The organism is Bacteroides sp. NSJ-39 (genome assembly GCF_014287315.1).
Lineage (GTDB): Bacteria > Bacteroidota > Bacteroidia > Bacteroidales > Bacteroidaceae > Bacteroides > Bacteroides finegoldii.
Genome location: NZ_JACOOB010000007.1, coordinates 189057 through 211454, shown reverse-complemented (window position 1 = coordinate 211454; position 22398 = coordinate 189057). Strand labels below are relative to the sequence as shown.

17 protein-coding genes are annotated in these 22398 nt (G+C 42.4%); 11 read left to right on the top strand and 6 right to left on the bottom strand.

The features are described from left to right. Positions 1-103: 103 nt before the first annotated feature. The 7 genes from H8S63_RS10725 (at position 104) to H8S63_RS10695 (ending at position 5287) form a co-directional block, all read left to right on the top strand. A complete protein-coding gene (locus tag H8S63_RS10725) occupies positions 104-496 on the top strand; it encodes a DUF4783 domain-containing protein (RefSeq protein WP_007765757.1) in 393 nt (130 codons plus the stop codon). Next, positions 489-1337: a carboxylating nicotinate-nucleotide diphosphorylase gene (gene nadC / locus H8S63_RS10720; RefSeq protein ID WP_007758160.1), complete on the top strand. Its 849-nt coding sequence runs from the start codon at positions 489-491 to the stop codon at positions 1335-1337. The genes H8S63_RS10725 and nadC overlap by 8 nt, the downstream gene beginning before the upstream one ends. 214 nt (positions 1338-1551) lie before the next feature. Next, entirely contained in the window at positions 1552-2103 is a 552-nt protein-coding gene (locus H8S63_RS10715; protein ID WP_186926757.1) for an RNA polymerase sigma factor, read from the top strand. Next, on the top strand, positions 2087-3136 hold the full coding sequence (locus H8S63_RS10710; protein WP_022275310.1) for an outer membrane beta-barrel protein: 1050 nt from the start codon (positions 2087-2089) through the stop codon (positions 3134-3136). Before H8S63_RS10715 ends, H8S63_RS10710 begins: the two co-directional genes overlap by 17 nt. Positions 3137-3147: 11 nt before the next feature. Further along, positions 3148-3672 (top strand): DUF4943 family protein, encoded by a 525-nt coding sequence (locus tag H8S63_RS10705; RefSeq protein ID WP_029425789.1) that lies wholly within the window; start codon positions 3148-3150, stop codon positions 3670-3672. A 38-nt stretch (positions 3673-3710) separates the two neighbouring features. Continuing rightward, entirely contained in the window at positions 3711-4316 is a 606-nt protein-coding gene (locus tag H8S63_RS10700; RefSeq protein WP_186926756.1) for a DUF4858 domain-containing protein, read from the top strand. Positions 4317-4351: 35 nt separating this feature from the next. Further along, on the top strand, positions 4352-5287 hold the full coding sequence (locus tag H8S63_RS10695) for a nitronate monooxygenase family protein (protein ID WP_186926755.1): 936 nt from the start codon (positions 4352-4354) through the stop codon (positions 5285-5287). Positions 5288-5458: 171 nt separating this feature from the next. On the opposite strand, the gene H8S63_RS10690 is transcribed toward H8S63_RS10695, so the two are convergent. The 3 genes from H8S63_RS10690 to H8S63_RS10680 form a co-directional block, all read right to left on the bottom strand. After that, complete coding sequence (locus tag H8S63_RS10690) at positions 5459-5725, bottom strand: WG repeat-containing protein (RefSeq protein WP_186926754.1); 267 nt, start codon at positions 5723-5725, stop codon at positions 5459-5461. Between the two features lie 317 nt (positions 5726-6042). Next, on the bottom strand, positions 6043-6945 hold the full coding sequence (locus H8S63_RS10685; protein ID WP_186926753.1) for an AraC family transcriptional regulator: 903 nt from the start codon (positions 6943-6945) through the stop codon (positions 6043-6045). A gap of 7 nt (positions 6946-6952) precedes the next feature. Next, positions 6953-7858 carry an AraC family transcriptional regulator gene (locus H8S63_RS10680; RefSeq protein WP_186926752.1) on the bottom strand — a complete coding sequence of 302 codons (906 nt, stop codon included), beginning with the start codon at positions 7856-7858 and terminating at the stop codon, positions 6953-6955. A gap of 285 nt (positions 7859-8143) precedes the next feature. Between H8S63_RS10680 and H8S63_RS10675 the strand changes: the two genes are divergently transcribed. Beyond that, positions 8144-9220, top strand: coding sequence for an alpha/beta hydrolase (locus H8S63_RS10675; RefSeq protein WP_229102226.1), 1077 nt, complete (start codon positions 8144-8146; stop codon positions 9218-9220). A gap of 81 nt (positions 9221-9301) precedes the next feature. Here H8S63_RS10675 and H8S63_RS10670 read toward each other — a convergent pair whose 3' ends face one another. From H8S63_RS10670 to H8S63_RS10660, 3 genes are read right to left on the bottom strand one after another with little or no spacing between them, the layout of a single operon-like run. Continuing rightward, positions 9302-10645, bottom strand: a complete 1344-nt coding sequence (locus tag H8S63_RS10670; RefSeq protein WP_186926751.1) for a RagB/SusD family nutrient uptake outer membrane protein — start codon at positions 10643-10645, stop codon at positions 9302-9304. A 13-nt stretch (positions 10646-10658) separates the two neighbouring features. After that, complete coding sequence (locus H8S63_RS10665; protein WP_186926750.1) at positions 10659-13982, bottom strand: SusC/RagA family TonB-linked outer membrane protein; 3324 nt, start codon at positions 13980-13982, stop codon at positions 10659-10661. A 30-nt stretch (positions 13983-14012) separates the two neighbouring features. After that, positions 14013-16646, bottom strand: a complete 2634-nt coding sequence (locus H8S63_RS10660) for a zinc-dependent metalloprotease (RefSeq protein ID WP_186926749.1) — start codon at positions 16644-16646, stop codon at positions 14013-14015. A gap of 186 nt (positions 16647-16832) precedes the next feature. On the opposite strand from H8S63_RS10660, the gene H8S63_RS10655 reads away from it, so the two are divergent. From H8S63_RS10655 to H8S63_RS10645, 3 genes are all read left to right on the top strand, one after another. Beyond that, positions 16833-18488: a M23 family metallopeptidase gene (locus H8S63_RS10655; RefSeq protein ID WP_186926748.1), complete on the top strand. Its 1656-nt coding sequence runs from the start codon at positions 16833-16835 to the stop codon at positions 18486-18488. A 23-nt stretch (positions 18489-18511) separates the two neighbouring features. Next, positions 18512-20149: a C69 family dipeptidase gene (locus H8S63_RS10650; protein ID WP_143866507.1), complete on the top strand. Its 1638-nt coding sequence runs from the start codon at positions 18512-18514 to the stop codon at positions 20147-20149. A gap of 123 nt (positions 20150-20272) precedes the next feature. Continuing rightward, on the top strand, positions 20273-22018 hold the full coding sequence (locus H8S63_RS10645; protein ID WP_004300737.1) for a phospho-sugar mutase: 1746 nt from the start codon (positions 20273-20275) through the stop codon (positions 22016-22018). Positions 22019-22398: the final 380 nt, after the last annotated feature.

The window sequence follows — 22398 nt, the reverse complement described above, 5'->3', positions numbered from 1 at the left end:
CAAAAATAGGCATTTTTTATGTTATTCTGCAATTAATGCTTACCTTTGCCTATCATTAGTTGAAAGTTTAAGTCTTTAAACTACAACTTAAAAGCTTGTATTTATGAAAAAACGAGTGCTCGTAGGAATGGCCGCTTTGCTTCTTTCCTTCTCGTTGCTAATGGCGCAGGAGATACCGGCAGGAGTGATTACGGCATTTAAAAGAGGAAGCTCACAAGAGCTGAGTAAGTATATGGGGGACAAGGTAAACCTGGTGCTCCAAGGTAGCTCGACAAACGTTGACAAACAGAAAGCGACCGCTGTGATGCAAGACTTCTTCACGAAGAATAAAGTCAATGGGTTTACAGTGAACCATCAGGGAAAGCGGGACGAGTCAAGTTTCGTTATCGGTACGTTGGCCACAACGAACGGAAACTTTCGTGTGAACTGCTTTCTGAAAAAAGTACAGGATAAATGTTTAATACACCAAATAAGAATTGACAAAATCAATGAATAAGGAAAAAGAACTGATCGACAAACTGATCGATCTTGCTTTTGCAGAAGATATAGGTGATGGTGACCATACCACCCTGTCATGTATTCCCGCTACGGCAATGGGAAAATCAAAATTGCTTATCAAGGAAGTCGGTGTGCTGGCCGGTATCGAAGTGGCTAAAGAAATCTTCAATCGTTTCGACCCGACGATGAAAGTCGAAGTGTTTATCAATGACGGTGCGGAGGTGAAGCCGGGTGATGTGGCAATGGTGGTGGAAGGTAAGGTGCAGTCCTTGCTTCAAACCGAACGCCTGATGTTGAACGTGATGCAGCGCATGAGCGGTATCGCGACCATGACACGCAAATATGCGAAGAAACTTGAAGGCACTCATACCCGCGTATTGGATACCCGTAAGACAACTCCCGGTATGCGTATCCTTGAAAAGATGGCAGTAAAGATTGGCGGTGGCGTAAATCATCGTATCGGGTTGTTCGACATGATTCTGTTGAAAGACAATCATGTGGATTTTGCCGGAGGTATCGACAAGGCCATCACCCGTGCCAAAGAATACTGCAAGGAAAAAGGTAAAGAACTGAAGATAGAAATAGAAGTCCGCAACTTCGACGAACTGCAACAAGTGCTTGATTTAGGTGGTGTAGACCGTATCATGTTCGACAACTTCACTCCCGAAATGACTAAAAAGGCAGTAGAAATGGTGGCTGGCAAGTATGAAACCGAATCTTCCGGCGGTATCACCTTTGATACTCTTCGTGATTATGCCGAATGTGGCGTTGACTTTATCTCCGTCGGGGCTTTGACGCATTCCGTGAAAGGACTGGACATGAGCTTCAAAGCGTGCTGATTTTTTTCACCACAGAGGACACAGAGTACACAGAGGATTTAAACTTACTTTATAGGAAGAATTTCCTATCATTATTCCTCTGTGTACTCTGTGTCCTCTGTGGTGAATCTGTTTAACTTCTTTTAGCAATATCCATTGCAGCATTCCTCAAATTCTTGCGTCTAATGAGTAAAACGACGCAGACATACGTCCGATTTTAAAAAGGTAATTGACTTTGGAAAACGAGATAGAACTGATAAAGGGCTGTCGGGCAGGAAAGGATTCAGCCCGAAAGGAACTTTACACCCTCTATTCCAAACAAATGCTGGCAGTATGTTTCCGCTATACGGGTGATATGGATGTGGCGCACGATGTACTGCATGACGGTTTCATCAAGATTTTTACCAATTTCTCCTTTCGGGGCGAGTCTTCGCTCTGTACATGGATAAGCCGAGTGATGGTGACTCAAGCACTTGATTACCTGCGGCGGGAGAAACGGGTAAATCAGTTGGTGGTGCATGAAGAGCAACTTCCCGATATCCCCGATATATCAGATTCGGGAGGAGGGGCAGGCATCTCCGAAGAGCAATTGATGACATTTGTTGCCGAATTGCCGGATGGTTGTCGAACCGTTTTCAACCTTTATGTGTTTGAAGAGAAGTCACACAAGGAGATAGCCAAGCTGCTTCATATTAAAGAGCATTCGTCTACTTCGCAGTTACACCGGGCCAAATATTTGTTAGCAAAAAGAATTAAAGAGTATAGGAACCATGAAGAAAGAAAATGATGAAATAACCGATCTGTTTCGCGCACGTCTCGCCGATACCGGGATGAATGTACGGGATGGTTTTTGGGAAGAGCTTTCGCAGGATATTCCTGTGGCTTGTCAACATCGTCGTCGGCTCCTGCTCTTCCGTGTGGCGGCTGCGGCGTCCGTACTGCTTGTTCTGGCAGCTTCGTCGGCCACTTTCCTGTATTTCTCACCTAAAGAAGAGATGGAGGAAGCGTTTACCAAGATAGCCGCGACGAATGGAGGGCAGATGGATGGAGACGGGATACGTGTCAATCAACTGCCGCTGCCGGTAGAACCGGTATTGCAGAAACCGGCTCCTCAGTCATTCGGAATGTTGTCGCAATATACGGAAGATGAGGACTCGCTTGCCTTTACTTTCTCGATGTCGTTCTCTTTCTCGTCCACGGCTACAGGGCATGAGCGCCCTTACGGTAACGAACGCCATAGTGGTTATTGGCAGGCAGCGAATGGAAATACGGAAACTTCTGTCGGCCGGGAGGAAGAACGGGCGGATTTACCTGTGACTTCGGAGAAAATAATGAAGAAACGTTGCTGGGCTGTGAAAGCTCAAGTAGGCATGGCGCTTCCGGCAGAGGACGGTACTTACAAGATACCTGTTTCCGCAGGAGTAACAGTAGAACGAAAGTTGAACGACTATCTGGGGATAGAAACCGGACTGCTTTATTCAAATCTTCGTTCGGCCGGACAGCATTTACATTATCTGGGTATACCCGTGCGGGTAAACGTGACACTGGTAGATACGAAGAAAGTAGACCTTTATGCTACCGTAGGCGGAGTGGCGGATAAATGTATAGCCGGTGCGTCGGATAACAGTTTTAAGGAAGAACCTGTCCAATTGGCGGTAACTGCCGGTATTGGAATCAATTATAAGATTAATGACCGGCTTGCGGTTTTTGCCGAGCCCGGTGTTTCGCATCATTTCAGTACCGATTCGAAACTGGCTACGGTACGCACGAAGCGGCCGACTAACTTTAACTTGCTCTGCGGACTTCGCATGACGTATTAACCCTTATGAAAATGAAAAAAACACTATTAATGCTGTGGATGGCTGTTTGCCTGATTGTATCTTTTGCGGGATGCAGCAGCGAAGAAATGGATTATAACAATCCGGATGTTGATCTCTTTGTGAAACAATTGAAGGCGGGTACATATAAAATGAAGAATGATAAAGGAGTGGTGGAAGTGCCTCATTTCATGGAGGAGGATATTCCCGAACTTTTGAAATATGCGGAAGATCTGACAATTATTCCTTCGTTCCCGTCGGTCTATAATACGAACAATGGTAAGATCCGTTTGGGTGAGTGCATGCTTTGGGTGATTGAGTATATCCGTCAAGGTACACCTCCGTCGTTAGGCTGCAAGATGGTGCTGGCAAATGCTGAAAATTATGAGGCCATCTATTTCCTGACCGATGAGGAAGTGCTCGATGCAGCTGCCTGTTACCGTAGCTGGTGGGAGGAACGGCAATATCCTAAAACCCGGTGGACGATTGACCCGTGTCACGATGAGCCACTTTGTGGAACAGGCTATCGTTGGTGGTAAAAAGGAGAGAGCCTTCGGAAGATAAAAAACAATAAAAAATGAGGAAACGTTTATTTATATCGGCAGTCTCACTGCTGCTGACAGGGGTATGCTATGCCCAATGGTCTGCGCAAGATTCGCTCAAACTGCAAAAGTTGTTGGAGGGGAGTGAAGAACTGAAGCTGAATCCGAAGGCGGTCAAGCAGATTGATTTCGGTGGTGCGGTGGGTAGTCCCCGTATGTCGGAGGAAAAGCGTTGGATGTTGCCCGATGAGTCGCTTCCCGAAGCACTGCCTAAACCGAAAGTTGTGTTGACTCTTATGCCGTATAAGGCAAATACCCGCTATAACTGGGATCCTGTTTATCAGAAAAAGATCAGAGTGAACAAGAATACATGGCGGGGAGATTCTTTCTACGAACTGTGTCGGCAGAGATTCTATACGAACCGGACACGTAGCCGGAAAGCGAATGAAATACGGATAGGGGAGGATGTCTCAGTTTGTGGCGGAACTATTAGCGGGCTTGATTTGATGGCTGCCTTTACGAAAGAATTCTGGAACAAAACTGGAAGAGATAACCGTATCCGCACGTTAGAAGTGTTGAAAACTTACGGAGATTCAACTACCGTGTTGATAAATAAACCTATCGAACAGATTACCCGGTAAAATCGTTATATAAATGTATTGATACATTATTTATTATGAACAGAATAACTTCTCTTCTAGGGATCCGGTATCCCATTATTCAAGGTGGTATGGTTTGGTGTAGCGGTTGGCGACTGGCTTCCGCAGTGAGTAACGCGGGTGGCTTAGGACTGATCGGTGCCGGTTCAATGCATCCGGAGACTTTGCGCGAGCATATCCGTAAATGCCGTGTGGCAACGAAGTTTCCTTTTGGGGTGAACATTCCTTTGATGTATCCTCAGATAGAAGAAATAATGAATATTGTGGTGGAGGAAGGAGTAAAGATTGTCTTTACTTCTGCAGGAAACCCGAAAACGTGGACAGGATGGCTGAAAGAACGTGGCATTACGGTGATTCATGTCGTTTCTTCTTCCCGTTTTGCAGTGAAATGTGAGGAAGCGGGAGTGGATGCGGTAGTTGCCGAAGGTTTTGAAGCCGGCGGGCACAATGGACGTGAGGAAACAACGACTTTTTGTCTGATTCCGGCCGTGCGTGAAGCTACTACATTGCCGTTGATTGCGGCAGGCGGTATCGGTACGGGTGAAGGTATTCTAGCAGCTATGGTGTTGGGAGCCGAAGGGGTGCAGATCGGAACCCGTTTTGCCCTGACGGAAGAAAGCTCTGCCAGTCCGGTATTCAAAGACTATTGTTTGAGTTTGGGTGAAGGAGACACGAAATTGCTGTTGAAGAAACTGGCTCCGACACGTTTGGTGAAGAATGCTTTTCGTGAAGCTGTGGAGAAAGCGGAGGATAGTGGTGCTACTCCCGAAGAATTAAGAATTTTGCTCGGACGCGGTCGTGCCAAGAAAGGCATATTTGAAGGTGATTTGGAAGAGGGTGAGCTGGAGATCGGTCAAGTATCCGCCATTATATCCCGCAGACAGTCAGTATCGGAAGTCATGACGGAATTGGTGGAGGCTTGGCAACGGGCGGCGGAGAAGAAATATTTCTAGTAAAGGCTGTATCATAATTCACCACAGATTTACACGGATTTTCTCAGATTAGATTTTAATATATCAATAATCAATATCTATTATCCGTGTAAATCCGTGTAATCTGTGGTGAAAATGAGCGTTAAGGCAGGATGCTGTAGGCTGAGATGAAATGAATGCCGGAGTGGTTGGTTACAGACATTCGCTGCCCTGCTTATTGATTTTCATGCTTTTTCCATAGAGACCCACTCGGGCTATGTTGTTATAAAAGGGTTCTGCTATATCGTATTTAAAAGGAAGTATTTCTTGATTTTCTTTGTCTATGTATCCCCATTGTATTTTACCTCTGGCCGGAGCTAATTCCTCAGAGAAATGACCGATTGCCGAAAAACGCTTTTTCTTATTAGCTACCCTGTAGGCTAATAAAGATGCAAAGAACTTTGTAATAATGTTGTTCATTTTACGATTGTTTGTTGTGGTAGTATGCTTCCGGATACCGTATATATACAAAAGAAGCGTGGACGTCGTTAGTTCATCCTGTTCAGGGCTCTGGTAAGCCTAACGGTGAATGAACAACAGAGTCCACACTCTTGCATATAACAAAGACGTGAACGCTTAGTTGCCATTATCCCACCGTTAATGAATTTACCAGATTCTGAACAGAGATAATATTCTAAACGCTTCTACGTTATTAATCGTAATAAGTGGAAACAAAGGTATTGTTTTCTTGTTGAATAACAATGCTTTTGGAGGATAAATATGAAAAAAGAGTAGTTTTAATTCACCTGTTTGGGATAATCACTTGGTGACATACCTGTTATTTTCTTGAATATAAGGCTGAAATGCTGTACATTCGGATAGCCTAATTGACGGGAAACGGCAGTGGGTGTGGCACCGTCTTTTATTAGCATTCGTTTGGCAGTCTCCAATCGTTTGAGTTGGAAATACTGTTCCAAAGTCTTGCCTGTTTCAAATTTCAGCAGGTCTGTAAAATAAACAGGAGAAAGATTGAGCCTTTCCGCCAGATAGTCGGGTGTAGGGAGTTTGCCATTTTGTAATTTCCCCAACTCTATATAATTTTCAAGCAACTGTTCCATTTTTCTAAGAATTGTCTTATTCTTGTTTTCACGGGTGATAAACTGACGTTCGTAGTAACGAGTGCAGTAATCCAGTAATAGTTCGATATGCCGTGAAAGGATAGTCCTGCTATGTGTATCAATCGAATGATGCAGTTCTTCCTCTATATTCCATAGACAGCAGGTGACTTTCTCTGTTTCACGTTGTGATAGATGCAATGCCTCTTCTTTGTGGTAGTGGAAGAAGGTGTAATTATTGATATGGTTCTTCAATGTGGTCTGAAACAGCAAGTCCGGATGAAACACCAGCAAAAAGCCTTTGCTGGGTAAGGTCTTTTCCTTGCTCATTCGGAAAACTTCACCCGGCTTAAGAAAGACCATTGTCGCATTGGAATAATCATAATACTTCCGGCCGCAACATGAACATTCGTCCGGACAGTCTTCTATCAGTAAGATAGCGTAGAACTCGAACTTGACAGTATCCTGCTCCAAACACGGATTCTCTAAATTAATAAGACTCACCTGAGGATGCAATGTTTTGCAGTCCAGACAACGATTGCATTCATGCACGGTATTTAAGTCCAATGTACTTTTCTGTTTCATATTCTTTTCACAGATTATTCTGTACACGGTATCCGTTAGGAGTACATCCTACCCGTTTTTTGAACAGGCGGCAAAAATGCTGCGGGTACTGGAATCCCAATGAGTAGGCAATCTGGCTGACTGTATCTTCTGTGCCGATCATACGTTCCTTTGCCATTTCGATTACTTTTTCCTGAATATGTTCCTGTGGTGTCCTGCCGGTTTCTTTCTTTACCATATCGCCGAAGTAATTGGGGGAAAGGCATATTTTGTCAGCGAAATATTTGACAGTAGGTAAGCCGTTTTGTTCTGCAAAAGTTCCTGAAAAGTAGTTGTCAAGTAATTGCTCGAAACGTGTCAACACATCATGGTTCGCTTTACTGCGGGTGACGAATTGTCGTTCATAGAAACGCATACAGTAGTTAAGGAGCAGTTCTATATAGTTTACGAGCAATGTTTTACTATGCTTATCCACTCCGTGCTCTAGTTCAAGGCGGATGATTCTCAGGCAATCCATAATAATATTCCGTTCCTCTTCAGAAAGATGAAGGGCTTCGTTTACTTCATACGAGAAGAACGTGTATTTCTTGATTGTCTTGCCAAGTGATGTTCCTAGTAATAAATCCGGATGAAAAAGTATGCCAAGTGCATTCACTTGCACGCGATCTGTGATCAATGTCGTTTCCGCATCCTGTCCGGGAGCAAAACATACAATGGTTCCTTCTTGATAATCATAATTTTGCCGTCCATATCTGATGTCACACGCTTTTTCGAGTTTCAGGTAAAGTGCATAGATACCATAATGCCAGTGTGCATAATTCATCTGCCGGGTGGCTTTATTTAAATCGATCACACTGACCAACGGATTCAAAGTTTCAAGGCCGTACAATTTATTGTATTGGTCTACACTGTCCAAGTTGAATATCTTGTTCATAATTATTGCTGTTTAATGTTTTAAAAGCACTTCCGTCGTATATCGTTTACAAAAATACGGGATAATTCTGTCATTCTAACAACCTTAATTACGGATTATATAACCTCAGTTACGGATTCCACCTTACTTACAGCTTTCGTCAGTATTATAAAATCTGTAATTAAGGTTATGATTGAGATGTAACATCAGTAATTTGTCTACCGGGGTTAGGCATAAATCTATCTAATTTTGCAACATTCCTAAAAGGGCATAGAAAAATGATTGATAACATAAATAATAAAATGTATGAGACGAACATTGAATTTTTCGCGTGTAGTAATGACAGTATGTCTTTGTATTGCAGGCAAGTTGTTGTCTGCAGGTAATCTTTCTGACAGAAATAATAAGTTTACGGAAAAGAAATTAAACCTGATTCAAGAGTGGGACAAGACGTTTCCCGAAAACGATAAAGTACGTCACTCGAAAGTTACTTTTCACAACCGTTATGGTATCACGCTTGCTGCTGACTTGTATATCCCCAAAAATGCAGAAGGTAAATTGTCGGCAATCGCCATTAGCGGCCCGTTTGGTGCGGTGAAAGAACAATCTTCGGGACTGTATGCTCAAACGCTGGCAGAAAGGGGATTCTTGACGATTGCTTTCGATCCGTCTTATACAGGTGAGAGTGGTGGTGAGCCTCGTTATGTGGCTTCACCGGATATTAATACGGAAGATTTCAGTGCAGCGGTGGATTATCTTGCCAACCGTGACGATGTGGATACGGATCGTATCGGTATACTCGGTATTTGCGGTTGGGGTGGTATGGCACTCAATGCGGCGGCTATCGATACTCGAATCAAAGCAACAGTAACGGTTACGATGTATGACATGAGCCGTGTGAATGCTAATGGTTACAATGATATAATGGATGCTGCCGCCCGTTATGAATTACGCAAGCAACTCAATGCTCAGAGAACCGAAGACTACCGCAATGGTTCTTATACACTTGCCGGAGGGGTGATTGATCCATTACCGGATGATGCTCCACAATTTGTGAAAGAATATTACGACTATTACAAGACCGGACGCGGTTACCATAAACGTTCACTCAATTCTAATGGTGGTTGGAATAAGACTTCTTCGCTTTCGTTTATCAATATGCCTATTCTGTCCTATAGCGGCGAGATACATAGTGCAGTGCTGATGATTCACGGAGAAAAGGCTCATTCCCGCTACTTTAGTGAGGATGCGTTCAAGAAACTGAAAGGTGACAATAAGGGATTATTGATTATTCCCGGAGCCAATCATGTAGATTTGTACGATAATCTGCAAGTAATCCCATTCGATAAGATAGAACAGTTCTTCAATAATAATTTGAAATAGCAGAATAAATATGATACAATGAAAAAACTCCCTTTGCTGATGAGTTTGCAAAGGGAGTTTATAGTGAATATCAGAACAACTCTAATTGGAGAGATTCGGATTAGCTTCAATAGCACTTTGAGGAATGCGTAAGGTATAGCGTTCGTCATTCTGTTCCAAAATGATGGTTTGTCCGCTATATAAAGTTTTTTCTATTCTCGGACGGGTAGTACGGCGTAAGTCAAACCAGCGATGACCTTCGAATGCCAATTCGCGGGCACGTTCATCCAATATTTCAGAAATTAGAATCTCTTGTTCCATTTTATTTATCTCATTCTTTTTCAGCTCATATTTTTCCGGATTATATCTCTTTTCCATTAATTGTAATAAGCGGTTTCTAGCTTCTGGTAAATGACCTAGACGGGCAGCTGCTTCTGCAGAATTCAAGTAAAGTTCACCGACACGGAAACTACATTTATAATCTACACTTCCGTTTGTTTTAATTATGGGATAATAATCAATTTCATTGTCCTTTTCTCCGAAATATCTTATGGGGCGTAAATCTCCTTCACTAAACATATCTACAAATGATTGTGTAGCTTTTGATGCATCTAATGTGCTGGTTGGCTCATAAATTCTCTCATACGCAGTAATTGATTCAACAGAGGTATATAAATTGGCTTTGGCATCCGGATTATTATAATCTTCGAGTGTCGCTTTTTGTTTTAAGACACGTTCTGCTGCATCGTATGCAAGTTGCCATTCTCCTTTGTAAAGGCGTACCCGTGCTTCAAAAGCATCTACGGAAAGAGTATTGAACCTGTAATTATAACCTAATTCCCATTCTTTTTTTGTAATGAGATTGCGTGCGCTTTCTATGTCCTCAAGAATAGAAGTATACACTTCTTCTACTGTATTGCGTGATGGAATCTCTTCAAGGTCGAGGGTTAGTTTCAATGGAATGGATTTTGTCTTCGGTGCACCCTCTTTAGTGTAAGGTTGCCCGTAGAAGTTGACCAAAAGGAAGTGCATATATCCTCTCATTAAATAGGCTTCTCCCACCAATTGGTTGATGTCCTGTTCGCTTCCTTCCGTTATTTCATCTTGCTTGTCGATGATGGCATTGGCATAATATATATTTTCATAATAATCTAGCCAGCCGAATTCTCTGGCAGATGTACTATTGTTTATCCATTTTTCTATATCGCCGTAATTATTTTGGTCTATGTTGTCTTTTTTTACGGTGATGTCTTTTGTACGCATATCACAAACACTCCTGTCCAAAAGGTCTTTTGAGTATGCCGTAGTCATCAATGCTCTATATTCTTCTAGAGTGTTGGGGATGACTTTTCCGACAGGCTGTATGTCAAGGTAGTTACTGCATGATGTCATGACAATGCAACCTGTCAATACAAGAAATCTGTATATTGATTTTATTCTTTTCATATTGGAGAATTACTTAAAAATTAAGACTGAGGTTGAATGTTACTGATTTGGGCACCGGAGTGGAATAGAGATTGCTCATTGATTCCGGGTCCATATAGTTTTTATAACTAGAGCCAAAAACTAATAGATTACGTCCTTCTACAGCAACAGTCGCTCCGTTGATGTTGATTTTACGGAGCCATTCTTGCGGTAACTTATATGCTAGTCTTATATTCTGTAGGCGTACATAGTTGAGACGTTTTACCCATAAGTCAAGGTTCTTATAAATAGCAGGCAGATCACCGAAAAGTGCATAATCGGCAGGATAATTATTTTTTGTGAGTAAAGCCGGAAACTTTCCACTATGGTTTTCGGGTGTCCAGCGTTCAAGGATATCCTGATTTGTATTATGTCCGGGGTCAAATCCGACAACATCGTAAGAAGGATTTGTACGTACATGTGCACCAAAGTAATATGAAAAGTTGAGATTCAATTCCCAATTGCGGTAGTTGAATGTATTGATTAAACCACCTGTGTAGGGAGCGTCATTTGTTCCGGCATATTCGTATAGGCTTTGTTGGAATTCTGCAGTCGCATCATACTCATAAAAGCCTCCAAGTCCTCCGGTTAGGTCTACCATTTCGAATAATTTTTCAACAGTAACAGCTTCATCGCTTCCTTTTGGATAGATAAGTATGCGTCCTGTTTCCGGATCAACCTTGCTTTTGATTGCAAAAATAGTACCTACTGGGTAACCTTCCAGTCCTGGAGTCGGGCTGTTTTCCTTTTTATGATCTTTAAGTACTTTGTTGTTGTTATAAGCAAAATTGAATGTAGTGTACCAAGAAAAATCCTTAGTTGTTATATTACGGGTTTGTAGGTTTATTTCTACCCCCTTGTTCTCCATGCTGGCCCAATTGATTGCTTGGGAGGAGAAGCCGTTTTCCAAAGGCAAGTCCTTGTAGCCGATAAGGTCACTTCCCCTTCTGTAATAATAGTCTATACTGAGATTGATGGCTGATTTGAGTACGGAGAGATCTATTCCGGCATTGTAAGACGCAGTCTTTTCCCAACGTAGTTTGTCGTTGGGAGCTGAACCGATGGTTATAATTGTCTCATTTTTATCAATTACTGTTTGGTTACTATAATTACCGAGCAAGAAAGGAGAAGTGTTTTTATCAATATTACCTTGCAGACCGTAGGATAATCTCAAAGCTAAATTATCCATCCATTGATTAGCCGGTTTCAAGAATGCCTCATTGGAGATTCTCCATAATCCACTGATAGAGTAAATGGGTAAGAAACGGTACTTCTTGTCTACCCCGAATAGATCGGAGCCATCCATACGTACGCTTGCTCCTAATGTGTAACGTTTCATAAGTGTATAGGAACCGTTAGCATAGAAAGATGCAAAAGCGTTTTCTGTATAAGATTTTATGTGCAGCGGATAATCGTCAGCGTCTCTCGGGTCAATGTTAAGTGGCTTTGTTGTGAGTGTCTTAGGATCATAACCGTAAGCGGTGGATGCAAGTGCATCATACCAGTTTTTGCGTATTTCCGAACCACCCATAATTTGTACCTCATGGATATCTTTGAAAGTCTGGTTCCATTCGCCTTGTATCTTCCAAGTGATTTGCGAGGTAGTGGAGTTGCTTACTTTATGCATTCCTCCTTCCGGAATAATATAGCTCTCTCCATCTTTGCTCTCTTCGCGCATATAACGCATGGAGAATGTGTTTGGACCGATATATTGTTCAACTTTAGACTGTTCCCATTGCAATCCGACTTGTGAAGTCACTTTCCAATGATCATTGAAACGTAAATCAACATTGAAGATCGAATTGATAGCAGTTGTCACTGTCTCTTTATTCGTATTGGCACGTTCTTCAAGGATATTGAACCCTCGTTTGGGGTCCGGTTCGTTATCACTTGTCGAGCGGATATCGTAGTCGTAGATATAGTTATTTTCCGCATCGTATATTTCCTGATATGGGTTTGCCACACGCGAATAATAAATTGGATTTGAGTAACCGTATTTGTCACTTACAAAATCTTGGTTCTTCCGTCGGTTGGCAAATATGGAAGCACCGATTTTTAGCATTCGGTTTACCTGATAAGAGGTTTTGCTTGTCAGGTTAAAACGGCTCATATCAACACCTGGTACATTACCATTTTCTTTAGAGTAACTTAATGAATTGTAATAGGTGGTTTTTTCGCTACCTCCTGAAATACTGAAATTGTATTCTTGGGTAAATGCACTTCTGAACAAGAGGTCGTTCCAATCAGTATTAATTGTTTTCAATCGGTTGATAGCGTTTTGAGCCTCACTGCTTAATCCGTCCCATCCTTGCTGTTGGTAAGTTTCAAATAAATTGTATTGCCTTAAGACAGAAGCGACTCCTCCCTTGCGATAAAAAGGATGGGCAGTGAATATGTCATCCGGTTCTTTCATCAATTCCAATTCCAAATTGACTTTCTGTTCGGAATTTAATAGATTCAACCGCGAAGTATTCAAATTGGGCGTATAACTCAATCTTGTGTTGAAATTGACTATAGGTTTGCCTGTGCGTCCTCTTTTGGTAGTAATTACAATTACACCGTTTGCTGCGCGTGCACCGTAAATAGCTGTTGCAGCAGCGTCTTTCAAAATTGTAATACTTTCAATGTCGTACGGACTGATTCCGGCAATTGATGATTGTCCTATATTTACAATATCATTATCCGTATCACTGTCTAAGTCCGGAATATCCGTCCCTTCCAATGGAATTCCGTCCAACACCCACAGCGGGTCTTGCGTTCCGTTTAGCGACGCTGTACCACGAATACGGATACGTGCGGGGGCACCCGGAGCACCGGAAGTTGTCGTAACGGATACACCGGCTATTTGTCCGGCTAATGCCTGGTCGATACTTTTTGCGGCACCTACCATTGCATCTGTAACATCTACTTTGGCAATGGAGGCGGTCAGTTTGCGGCGCTCCAACTCTTGATAACCGGTTACTACTACGTCCCCTAATGTATGTGATGAGGCTTGAAGTACAATATGGTAATTTTCTTTTCCAGACTGTAATGGTACACTTTGTTCTTCAAAACCGATGTAGCTACAATGAATCCGGGTTACTTTTTCCGGGACAGACAAGGAAAACTTTCCGTCTATATCTGTAATCGTACCTAGAGATGTTTGTGGTACTCCGGCTTTTTTCAGTTCATCGGCTGATACGTAAACTGAGGCACCGATGAGTGGCTCATTATCTTCACCGGAGATTACGACTCCGGTGATAGTGCGATTTGCTGCATTGGCAAAAAACAATGCGTTGGCGAAAAGGCATATCAAAATACAAAGATGTCTTTTTCTCATTAATTGTAAATGTTTAGTGATTGATTTGTTTTATTTGACTCCTAGAGCTGTGTTAATTCGTAAAATCATATCTTCATAATGGTAGCGTGTAGCCGTATCGGAAGTTCCGAGACGATTCTGCAACAGCTTCTTGATACGTAACAACTCACCGCGCTTTACTGAGATTGCATCTGAGATGCGGTTAAGCTGGCTACCGTAGAAGTTGAGCACACGTGGAGCTCCCATGCGGTCTTCCTGGCGAAGTGCCCGTTGTTCAGCTGCATAACAACTACAGAACGGAGTGGCATGGTCAAGCAAGAAGTGCTCATCGGCAATCTTTTTGTTGATTTTTACTGCTTCGGGTTCTGCTGCGGCTGTCAGCAATGCATCAAGGAAATTCTTTTGTAAAGAACGTTCCATGACATTGGGGACACTTCCCCGTTCGGTAACTCCAAAAATATTTTTATGAAGTCCATCCATCAGTTCTACTACCGTAAAAGCTTTTTTCCCATTGACGGATTCATTTTCAATCATACGCATCAAGCGATTGTTGCCTAGTAAATCCCAAAGAATGTAAGCCTGTGCATTTTTGAGAATCTGAGTAGGAGCGTTCTCCTGTTTTCCCACCGGAGTATTACGCAGAAGATAGGTGTACTGTCCCACTTCCGTGTCAAACAACCATTTAGGATAGGTCAATACCTCATTCAACAGGAACTTAAGTGCGGCCTGCTGCTTCTCTTTTTCTACGAATGTATAGGTCTTGATGCCATCTCCTACAGTTGTGTTTTCGATATAAATACCACCAATGTTGGCGAGTACATGATATAAGTAGTTGTTCCACTGATTGATGACAGCATAATAGAGGCGTGACGCTTCTTCATAAGTCTGTCCCTTTTCTCCAGTTGTAGTCCATTGGAGAATCTGTGGCACAATACGTTTCAGGTTTTCAATACCCAGTAGGGAGGAACGAACCGGGTCGTCACCTAAATCTTCATTTTGTGCGCGCGGATCTACTGCGTCACGAACATCTTGTGCTTCGCTATATTTATAGAGGCGGTCGGTGTGTTTGCTCAAAAAGTTAAATAAGAGAGCTTTTTCTTCTTCCGGAGTATTTTTCCCATACCAACGGTAACCGTATTCGATAGCGAACATATCGTATGGACCGATGTGTGGAGAAAGAACCTTCACACCGTCTCCCGGTTGGGCGATATAGTTGAAGCGTGCATAATCCATAATGGATGAAGCGGTAGAATTCATTCTGGAAGTGAATGTTTCGGAACGCAATGAATCCGTCGGGAAAGCCCACGATCCCATCATGTTATGACGTAACCCCAATGAGTGTCCTACTTCGTGGCAGGCAACGAACCGGATGGCGTCTCCCATCAAGTCATCAGGCAGTTGTACTTTGCGTGCTTCGGGGCAAACGGTTCCGGTCTGTACCGTAATCCATTCACGTACCATAGAAAGCACGTTGTGCCACCACATGATATCCGCTTCCAGAATCTCTCCGGAACGAGGGTCCAGAAGAGAAGGTCCCATTGCGTTTTTCTTTTCCGAAGCAGCGTATGTCAGCACGGAGTAATTGACATCATCCATGTCTACGTGCATACTGTCCGTTATTTCTTTGGCGATAATCGCATTTTTGAAACCGGCTTTTTCAAAAGCGACCTGCCAATCTTCGATTCCTTTTTTGATGTACGAACGCCATTGGTAGGGAGTTGAGTTATCAATATAAAATACGATTGGTTTGGCAGGCTCCACAATCTGTCCTTTTAGATAGGCTTCACGGTCTTCCGGTTTCGGCTCCATGCGCCAACGGGTAATGTATTGTGTCTTGTCCGTTCCTTGTTGGGCGTCGCTAAAGTTCAATAAAGGGTTGGTGAAGTATCCGACTTTCTGATTATCAAAACGTCCCATCATCGGCGTTTCGGGTAATAAAAGAATGGAAGAACTGACTTCCACTGTCACATACACTGTTGTAGTTCCTTCTGTCACTCTGGTTGTCAGCTCGGAAGTTGCCACGACATTGTTTGAGAAAGATTTGATGGATAGAATACGTGATAAATTCTTGATGGCCGAAGTACCCAGATTAATATTGGTAAATACGTTATTGATACTGGTTTCCGTGCCGTCATAAATATCATTCACTTTGATTACCAATGCAGTAGAATCGGCATTGACAGCTTCGATTTTGAATGCGGCAATCAATGGAGAAATAAAATTATCTTGTACCGAACGGAAAATGGCGTCAGTGCGGGGCGCAAGAGGTAACGGGCGTTGTTGGCGGAACATCAGTTTGCCACTTGCTTTGTCCCATTCCATGCAAACCATCTGATTCTCGTAGTTTACTCCACGATTCACACCTGCCTCATTCAATTCGGCAGGAACCCGTTGCAGTTTATTGACAACCAATAAATCGCGTCCTAAAAATGCGGTAGGAATTTCAAAATAGAAATCATTTTTCTTTTGATGTACAGCAAACATTCCTTTTGTCGTTTTGCTGCCTTCCACTAGTTTCTCGTAGTCACTTTTACTCTTCTCTTCTCTCTCTTCTGGTTTTTTCTTTTTCTTCTTAAACCAACTCAGATTTTCTGTAGCGGGGGTAATTGCAAATGCCGAAAGGGCTTCTCCACTCAGCAATATACATGCAATGACCGCTGCCATTACTCTTACATACATTCTCATTGAGTTCTTTATATTTAATTATAATTAAAAAACGGATACAAAAATACAAATATAATGGATTTAAGCCAATAATGAATCTAATAATAAAAGAATTATTAACTAGTCTCTTATTGCATCATTCTTTCTGGATATTTCGTAATTTAGTTGGAATAGTGTACATTTGCCGGAAGTAAAAAAGAGAATGGAATGATAAAACAATATATCACTGCTTTGATGTTGGCTAGCTGCATCGGAGGTTATGGGCAGGAAAAAAAGCAAGCGACTTTTATACCCCCTTTTGATTTTCCTCTTACATTGAGCGGAAATTTCGGTGAAATTCGTTCCAACCACTTTCATGGCGGGTTGGATTTTAAAACAGGAGGTGTGGTCGGCAAACCGGTTCGTGCCCTTGCCGATGGTTATATTTCGCGTATTCGGGTGACTAACGGTTCGGGGTATGTGCTTGATGTCTGCTATCATAATGGATATTCTACTGTTAACCGGCATTTGAGCGGTTTTATTTCTCCCATTGCCGAAAGGGTGGAGGAACTTCAATATGGGAATGAGAGCTGGGAGGTTGAGATTATTCCCGAACCGGATGAATATCCGGTAAAAAGCGGACAGCAGATAGCTTGGAGCGGGAATACCGGATATTCTTTCGGTCCGCATCTTCATTTGGATATGTTTGAAACGGAATCGGGAGATTATATAGATCCTATGCCTTTCTTTAAATCAAAAATAAAGGATACACGTGCTCCGAAAGCTGATGGTATTATGTTTTTTCCGCAGCCCGGTGAGGGAGTGGTAGACGGAAAACAAGAGATAAAAACGATACTCCCGAATAGCGAACGTCTGGTGGAGGCGTGGGGTGTGATAGGTACGGGCATTAAGGCATACGATTACATGGATGGCGTAAACAACCATTACGGAGTATATTCCGTTATTCTTACGGTGGATGGTAATGAGGTGTTCCGTAGTACAGTAGACCGTTTCTCTCAAGAGGAAAACCGGATGATCAATTCGTGGACGTACGGGCAATATATGAAATCTTTTATCGATCCGGGAAATACGTTGCGTTTGCTGAAAGCCTCAAATGAAAATCGCGGTCTGGTCACGATTGACGAAGAGAGGGATTATCAATTTCTGTATACTTTGAAAGACGCTTTTGGAAATACTTCAAAATATAGCTTTGTCGTGCGTGGGCGAAAGCAGCCGATTGAACCTTTCAATTATCGGGAAAAGTATTTTTTTACTTGGGATAAAACCAATTATCTGCAAGAACCGGGATTGAGCCTGGTGGTTCCGAAAGGAATGTTATATAAGGATACTCCGCTCAATTATCAGGTAAAAGCCGATAGTGGGGCAGTGGCGTTCACCTATCAGATTAATGATAAATCCATTCCGCTTCATGCGGGTTGTGAACTCCGTATCGGACTACGTAGGAAAACGGTTGCCGATACGGCCAAGTATTATGTGGCACGGGTTACTCCGAAAGGAAGTAAGTACAGTGTAGGAGGAAAATACGAAGACGGATACATGAAGACGTCTATTCGTGAATTGGGGACTTATACTGTCGCTGTTGATACGGTTCCACCGGAAATTATCCCTGTCAATAAGAATTACTGGGGAAGGAATGGAAAGATAGTCTATCGGTTGAAAGATAAAGGAAGTGGCATTGCTTCTTATCGGGGAACGATTGACGGAAAATATGCACTTTTCGGACGGCCTAATATTGTAAAGTCTTATTGGGAATGCAAACTTGATCCGAAGCGTGTGAAGAAAGGGAGAAAACATACTGTTGAATTTACGGTTGTCGATCATTGCGGGAATACGAGTATTGCCCGTGAAAGTTTTGTCTGGTAATTATAAAAAATGAATGATATATTATGAAGAGAAGTATTATTTTGTGTTTTGCCGTATGGATGACGGCTGTGGCGAATACTTTCGCCTGTACTAATTTGATTGTCGGAAAGAATGCATCCGCTGATGGTTCGACCATTGTTTCCTATTCAGCCGACTCGTATGGCTTATTCGGAGAACTTTATCATTATCCGGCAGCTACGTATCCGAAAGGGACCATGTTGAAAGTGTACGAATGGGACACCGGTAAATATCTGGGAGAAATCGAGCAGGCTCGTCAGACTTACAATGTGGTTGGCAATATGAATGAATATCAGGTCACTATTGGGGAAACTACTTTCGGCGGTCGTCCCGAGTTGACGGATTCTACGGGTATTATTGATTATGGAAGTTTGATTTATATTGGATTGCAACGTTCGCGTACTGCTCGCGAAGCTATAAAAATTATGACTGATCTGGTACAGGAATATGGATATTATAGTGGGGGTGAGTCTTTTACCATTGCCGATCCGAACGAAGTATGGATTATGGAGATGATTGGTAAAGGTCCCGGCATTCGCGGAGCGGTTTGGGTAGCTGTCCGTGTGCCGGACGATTGTATCTCGGCTCATGCTAATCAAGCGCGCATTCATCAGTTTGATATGAATGATAAGGAAAACTGTATGTACTCTCCGGATGTCGTTTCTTTTGCCCGTGAGAAGGGATATTTTAATGGAGTAAACAAGGATTTTAGTTTTTCATTGGCTTATGCCCCTCTTGATTTTGGTGCACGCCGCTTTTGTGAAGCTCGTGTATGGAGTTATTTCAACAAATTCACTGATAGAGGAAATGAATATCTTCCTTATATCGAAGGAAAAACCGATACTCCGATGCCGCTTTTCGTTAAGCCGAAGCAGAAATTATCCGTGCAGGATGTGAAAAATATGATGCGCGATCATTACGAAGGTACTCCGCTTGATATCTCCAATGATTTTGGAGCCGGTCCTTATAAAACACCCTATCGCCTTTCTCCTCTGAACTTTAAAGTCGATGATAAGGAATATTTCAATGAACGTCCTATCTCTACTCAACAGAGCGGTTTTGTATTTGTTGCACAGATGCGTGCTCATATGCCGGATCCGGTAGGGGGAGTACTTTGGTTTGGTGTGGATGATGCGAATATGACTGTATTTACTCCTGTTTATTGTTGTGCTACTAAGGTGCCGGTATGTTACACACGTGTGGATGGTGCCGACTACATTACGTTCTCATGGAATTCCGCTTTCTGGATTTTCAATTGGGTGTCCAATATGGTTTATCCGCGTTATGATCTGATGATTGGGGATGTGCGGGAAACACAGAAAGAGATGGAAAGCACATTCAACACAGCACAGGCTGGTATTGAAGAAATGGCAGTCAAACTATTGGAAAAGGATAAGGATGCAGCAATCAATTTCCTGACAAATTATACTAACATGACTGCTCAAAGTACTTTTGATACTTGGAAGCAATTGGGTACGTTCCTGATTGTAAAGTACAATGATGGGGTAGTGAAGCGTATGAAAGACGGACAGTTTGAACGTAATTCTATCGGACAACCTGCAGGAGTGCTTCGACCCGGATACCCGAAAGAGTTTTTGCAGGAGTATGTGAAACAAACCGGTGACAGATATTTAGTGAAATAGTTATTTAATGGATAATCGACAATTATCCATTAAATAACTAGGAATTGTAAACTTATTATTTTACATTTGTGTGCTCAAGAAAATAGCAATGAATAATTCATTAACCAATAAATAACAATCGAAATGGAAAATCAGGAACTTATTAAACAGGTCACTGAAAAAGCCGAAAAATGGCTAACCCCGGCTTATGATGCTGAAACCCAGGCTGAAGTGAAACGTATGTTGGAAAACGATGATAAAACCGAACTAATTGAAGCTTTCTACAAAGATCTTGAATTTGGTACTGGTGGTCTGCGTGGTATTATGGGTGTAGGTAGCAATCGTATGAATATCTATACGGTAGGTGCTGCCACTCAAGGACTTTCCAACTATTTGAAAAAGAACTTCAAAGACCTGCCGCAGATTTCTGTAGTAGTAGGTCACGATTGCCGTAACAACAGCCGTTTGTTTGCGGAAACTTCTGCTAATATTTTCTCTGCCAATGGTATCAAAGTATATCTGTTTGACGACATGCGTCCGACACCGGAAATGTCTTTCGCCATCCGTCACCTCGGTTGCCAAAGCGGTATCATCCTGACTGCTTCTCACAATCCGAAGGAATACAACGGTTACAAGGCATATTGGGACGATGGTGCACAGGTATTGGCTCCACACGATAAAGGTATCATCGACGAAGTGAATGCAATTGCTTCTGCTGCCGATATTAAATTCCAGGGAAATCCGGATTTGATTCAGATTATCGGTGAAGACATCGATAAGATTTATCTGGATATGGTGAAAACTGTTTCTATTGATCCGGCAGCTATCGCCCGTCACAAAGATATGAAGATTGTCTATACTCCGATTCATGGTACAGGTATGATGTTGATTCCTCGTGCATTGAAAATGTGGGGATTCGAAAACGTATTTACTGTGCCCGAACAGATGATTAAGGACGGTAACTTCCCGACTGTCGTATCTCCGAACCCGGAAAACGCGGAAGCTCTTTCTATGGCTGTAAACCTTGCCAAAGAAATTGATGCTGACCTCGTTATGGCTTCCGACCCGGATGCTGACCGTGTGGGTATTGCTTGCAAGGATGATAAAGGCGAATGGGTACTGATTAACGGTAACCAGACTTGTATGATGTACCTTTATTATATTCTGACACAGTACAAACAACTGGGTAAGATTAAAGGTGGCGAGTTCTGTGTGAAGACAATCGTTACAACTGAACTAATCAAGAAAATCGCAGATAAGAACAATATCGAAATGCTTGACTGCTACACCGGATTTAAATGGATTGCCCGTGAAATCCGTCTGCGTGAAGGCAAACAGAAATATATCGGTGGTGGTGAAGAAAGTTACGGATTCCTTGCCGAAGATTTCGTTCGCGATAAAGATGCCGTATCAGCTTGCTGTTTGATTGCTGAAGTTGCCGCATGGGCAAAAGATAATGGTAAATCCTTGTATCAGTTGTTGCTGGATATCTACGTAGAATACGGATTCTCTAAAGAGTTTACTGTAAACGTAGTGAAACCGGGTAAGAGCGGTGCAGAAGAAATCAAAGCTATGATGGAGAACTTCCGTGCCAATCCTCCGAAAGAATTGGGTGGCTCTAAAGTGATCTTAAGCAAAGATTATAAGACACTGAAACAGACAGATGATAAAGGTAACGTAACTGCAATCGATATGCCGGAACCATCTAACGTACTTCAATATTTCACTGAAGACGGTAGCAAAGTTTCTGTTCGTCCTTCAGGTACAGAACCGAAGATTAAGTTCTATATGGAAGTTCAGGGTGAAATGGGTTGCCGCAATTGTTATGCTTCTGCCGAATCTGCTGCAATGGAAAAGATTGAAGCAGTGAAGAAATCATTGGGTATCTGATTTTGTTTCTTCTGAAATTTCAGATATAGATAACGAAAGATAAATAATAAATAGCGCCTCCATGGTCTTTTCGAAGATTATGGAGGCGCTTCTTTTTCTCTATACATAGCCCTGATTCTGCCTATTTTCGGGCTTTTTCCCCAACTTGGCACAGTTCTTTCATTTCCTTTGCATTCTTTAAGTCCACTTGCTAATCCTTCTTGCGAGAATCTTGTTGTATTGACATCATCTCAATTTCAACCCGCAGGCTGCGGATACACATGTTTTGTTGATGCTTTAGAGTGATACGTTCAGTTTCATATTCGTAAGTTGTTCGTTTGTAGTTATGTGTATTTCGTGGCCTGCTTTCTTAGTCTATTTTTCAGTCAGTGCTATTTCTT

Excerpts from the sequence above, each read along its gene's own strand:
- H8S63_RS10725 (WP_007765757.1), top strand. The coding sequence starts at position 104 with ATGAAAAAACGAGTGCTCGTAGGAATGGCCGCTTTGCTTCTTTCCTTC.
- nadC (WP_007758160.1), top strand. The coding sequence starts at position 489 with ATGAATAAGGAAAAAGAACTGATCGACAAACTGATCGATCTTGCTTTT.
- H8S63_RS10710 (WP_022275310.1), top strand. The coding sequence starts at position 2,087 with ATGAAGAAAGAAAATGATGAAATAACCGATCTGTTTCGCGCACGTCTC.
- H8S63_RS10705 (WP_029425789.1), top strand. The coding sequence starts at position 3,148 with ATGAAAAAAACACTATTAATGCTGTGGATGGCTGTTTGCCTGATTGTA.
- H8S63_RS10700 (WP_186926756.1), top strand. The coding sequence starts at position 3,711 with ATGAGGAAACGTTTATTTATATCGGCAGTCTCACTGCTGCTGACAGGG.
- H8S63_RS10695 (WP_186926755.1), top strand. The coding sequence starts at position 4,352 with ATGAACAGAATAACTTCTCTTCTAGGGATCCGGTATCCCATTATTCAA.
- H8S63_RS10690 (WP_186926754.1), bottom strand. The coding sequence starts at position 5,725 with ATGAACAACATTATTACAAAGTTCTTTGCATCTTTATTAGCCTACAGG.
- H8S63_RS10685 (WP_186926753.1), bottom strand. The coding sequence starts at position 6,945 with ATGAAACAGAAAAGTACATTGGACTTAAATACCGTGCATGAATGCAAT.
- H8S63_RS10680 (WP_186926752.1), bottom strand. The coding sequence starts at position 7,858 with ATGAACAAGATATTCAACTTGGACAGTGTAGACCAATACAATAAATTG.
- H8S63_RS10675 (WP_229102226.1), top strand. The coding sequence starts at position 8,144 with ATGAGACGAACATTGAATTTTTCGCGTGTAGTAATGACAGTATGTCTT.
- H8S63_RS10670 (WP_186926751.1), bottom strand. The coding sequence starts at position 10,645 with ATGAAAAGAATAAAATCAATATACAGATTTCTTGTATTGACAGGTTGC.
- H8S63_RS10665 (WP_186926750.1), bottom strand. The coding sequence starts at position 13,982 with ATGAGAAAAAGACATCTTTGTATTTTGATATGCCTTTTCGCCAACGCA.
- H8S63_RS10660 (WP_186926749.1), bottom strand. The coding sequence starts at position 16,646 with ATGAGAATGTATGTAAGAGTAATGGCAGCGGTCATTGCATGTATATTG.
- H8S63_RS10655 (WP_186926748.1), top strand. The coding sequence starts at position 16,833 with ATGATAAAACAATATATCACTGCTTTGATGTTGGCTAGCTGCATCGGA.
- H8S63_RS10650 (WP_143866507.1), top strand. The coding sequence starts at position 18,512 with ATGAAGAGAAGTATTATTTTGTGTTTTGCCGTATGGATGACGGCTGTG.
- H8S63_RS10645 (WP_004300737.1), top strand. The coding sequence starts at position 20,273 with ATGGAAAATCAGGAACTTATTAAACAGGTCACTGAAAAAGCCGAAAAA.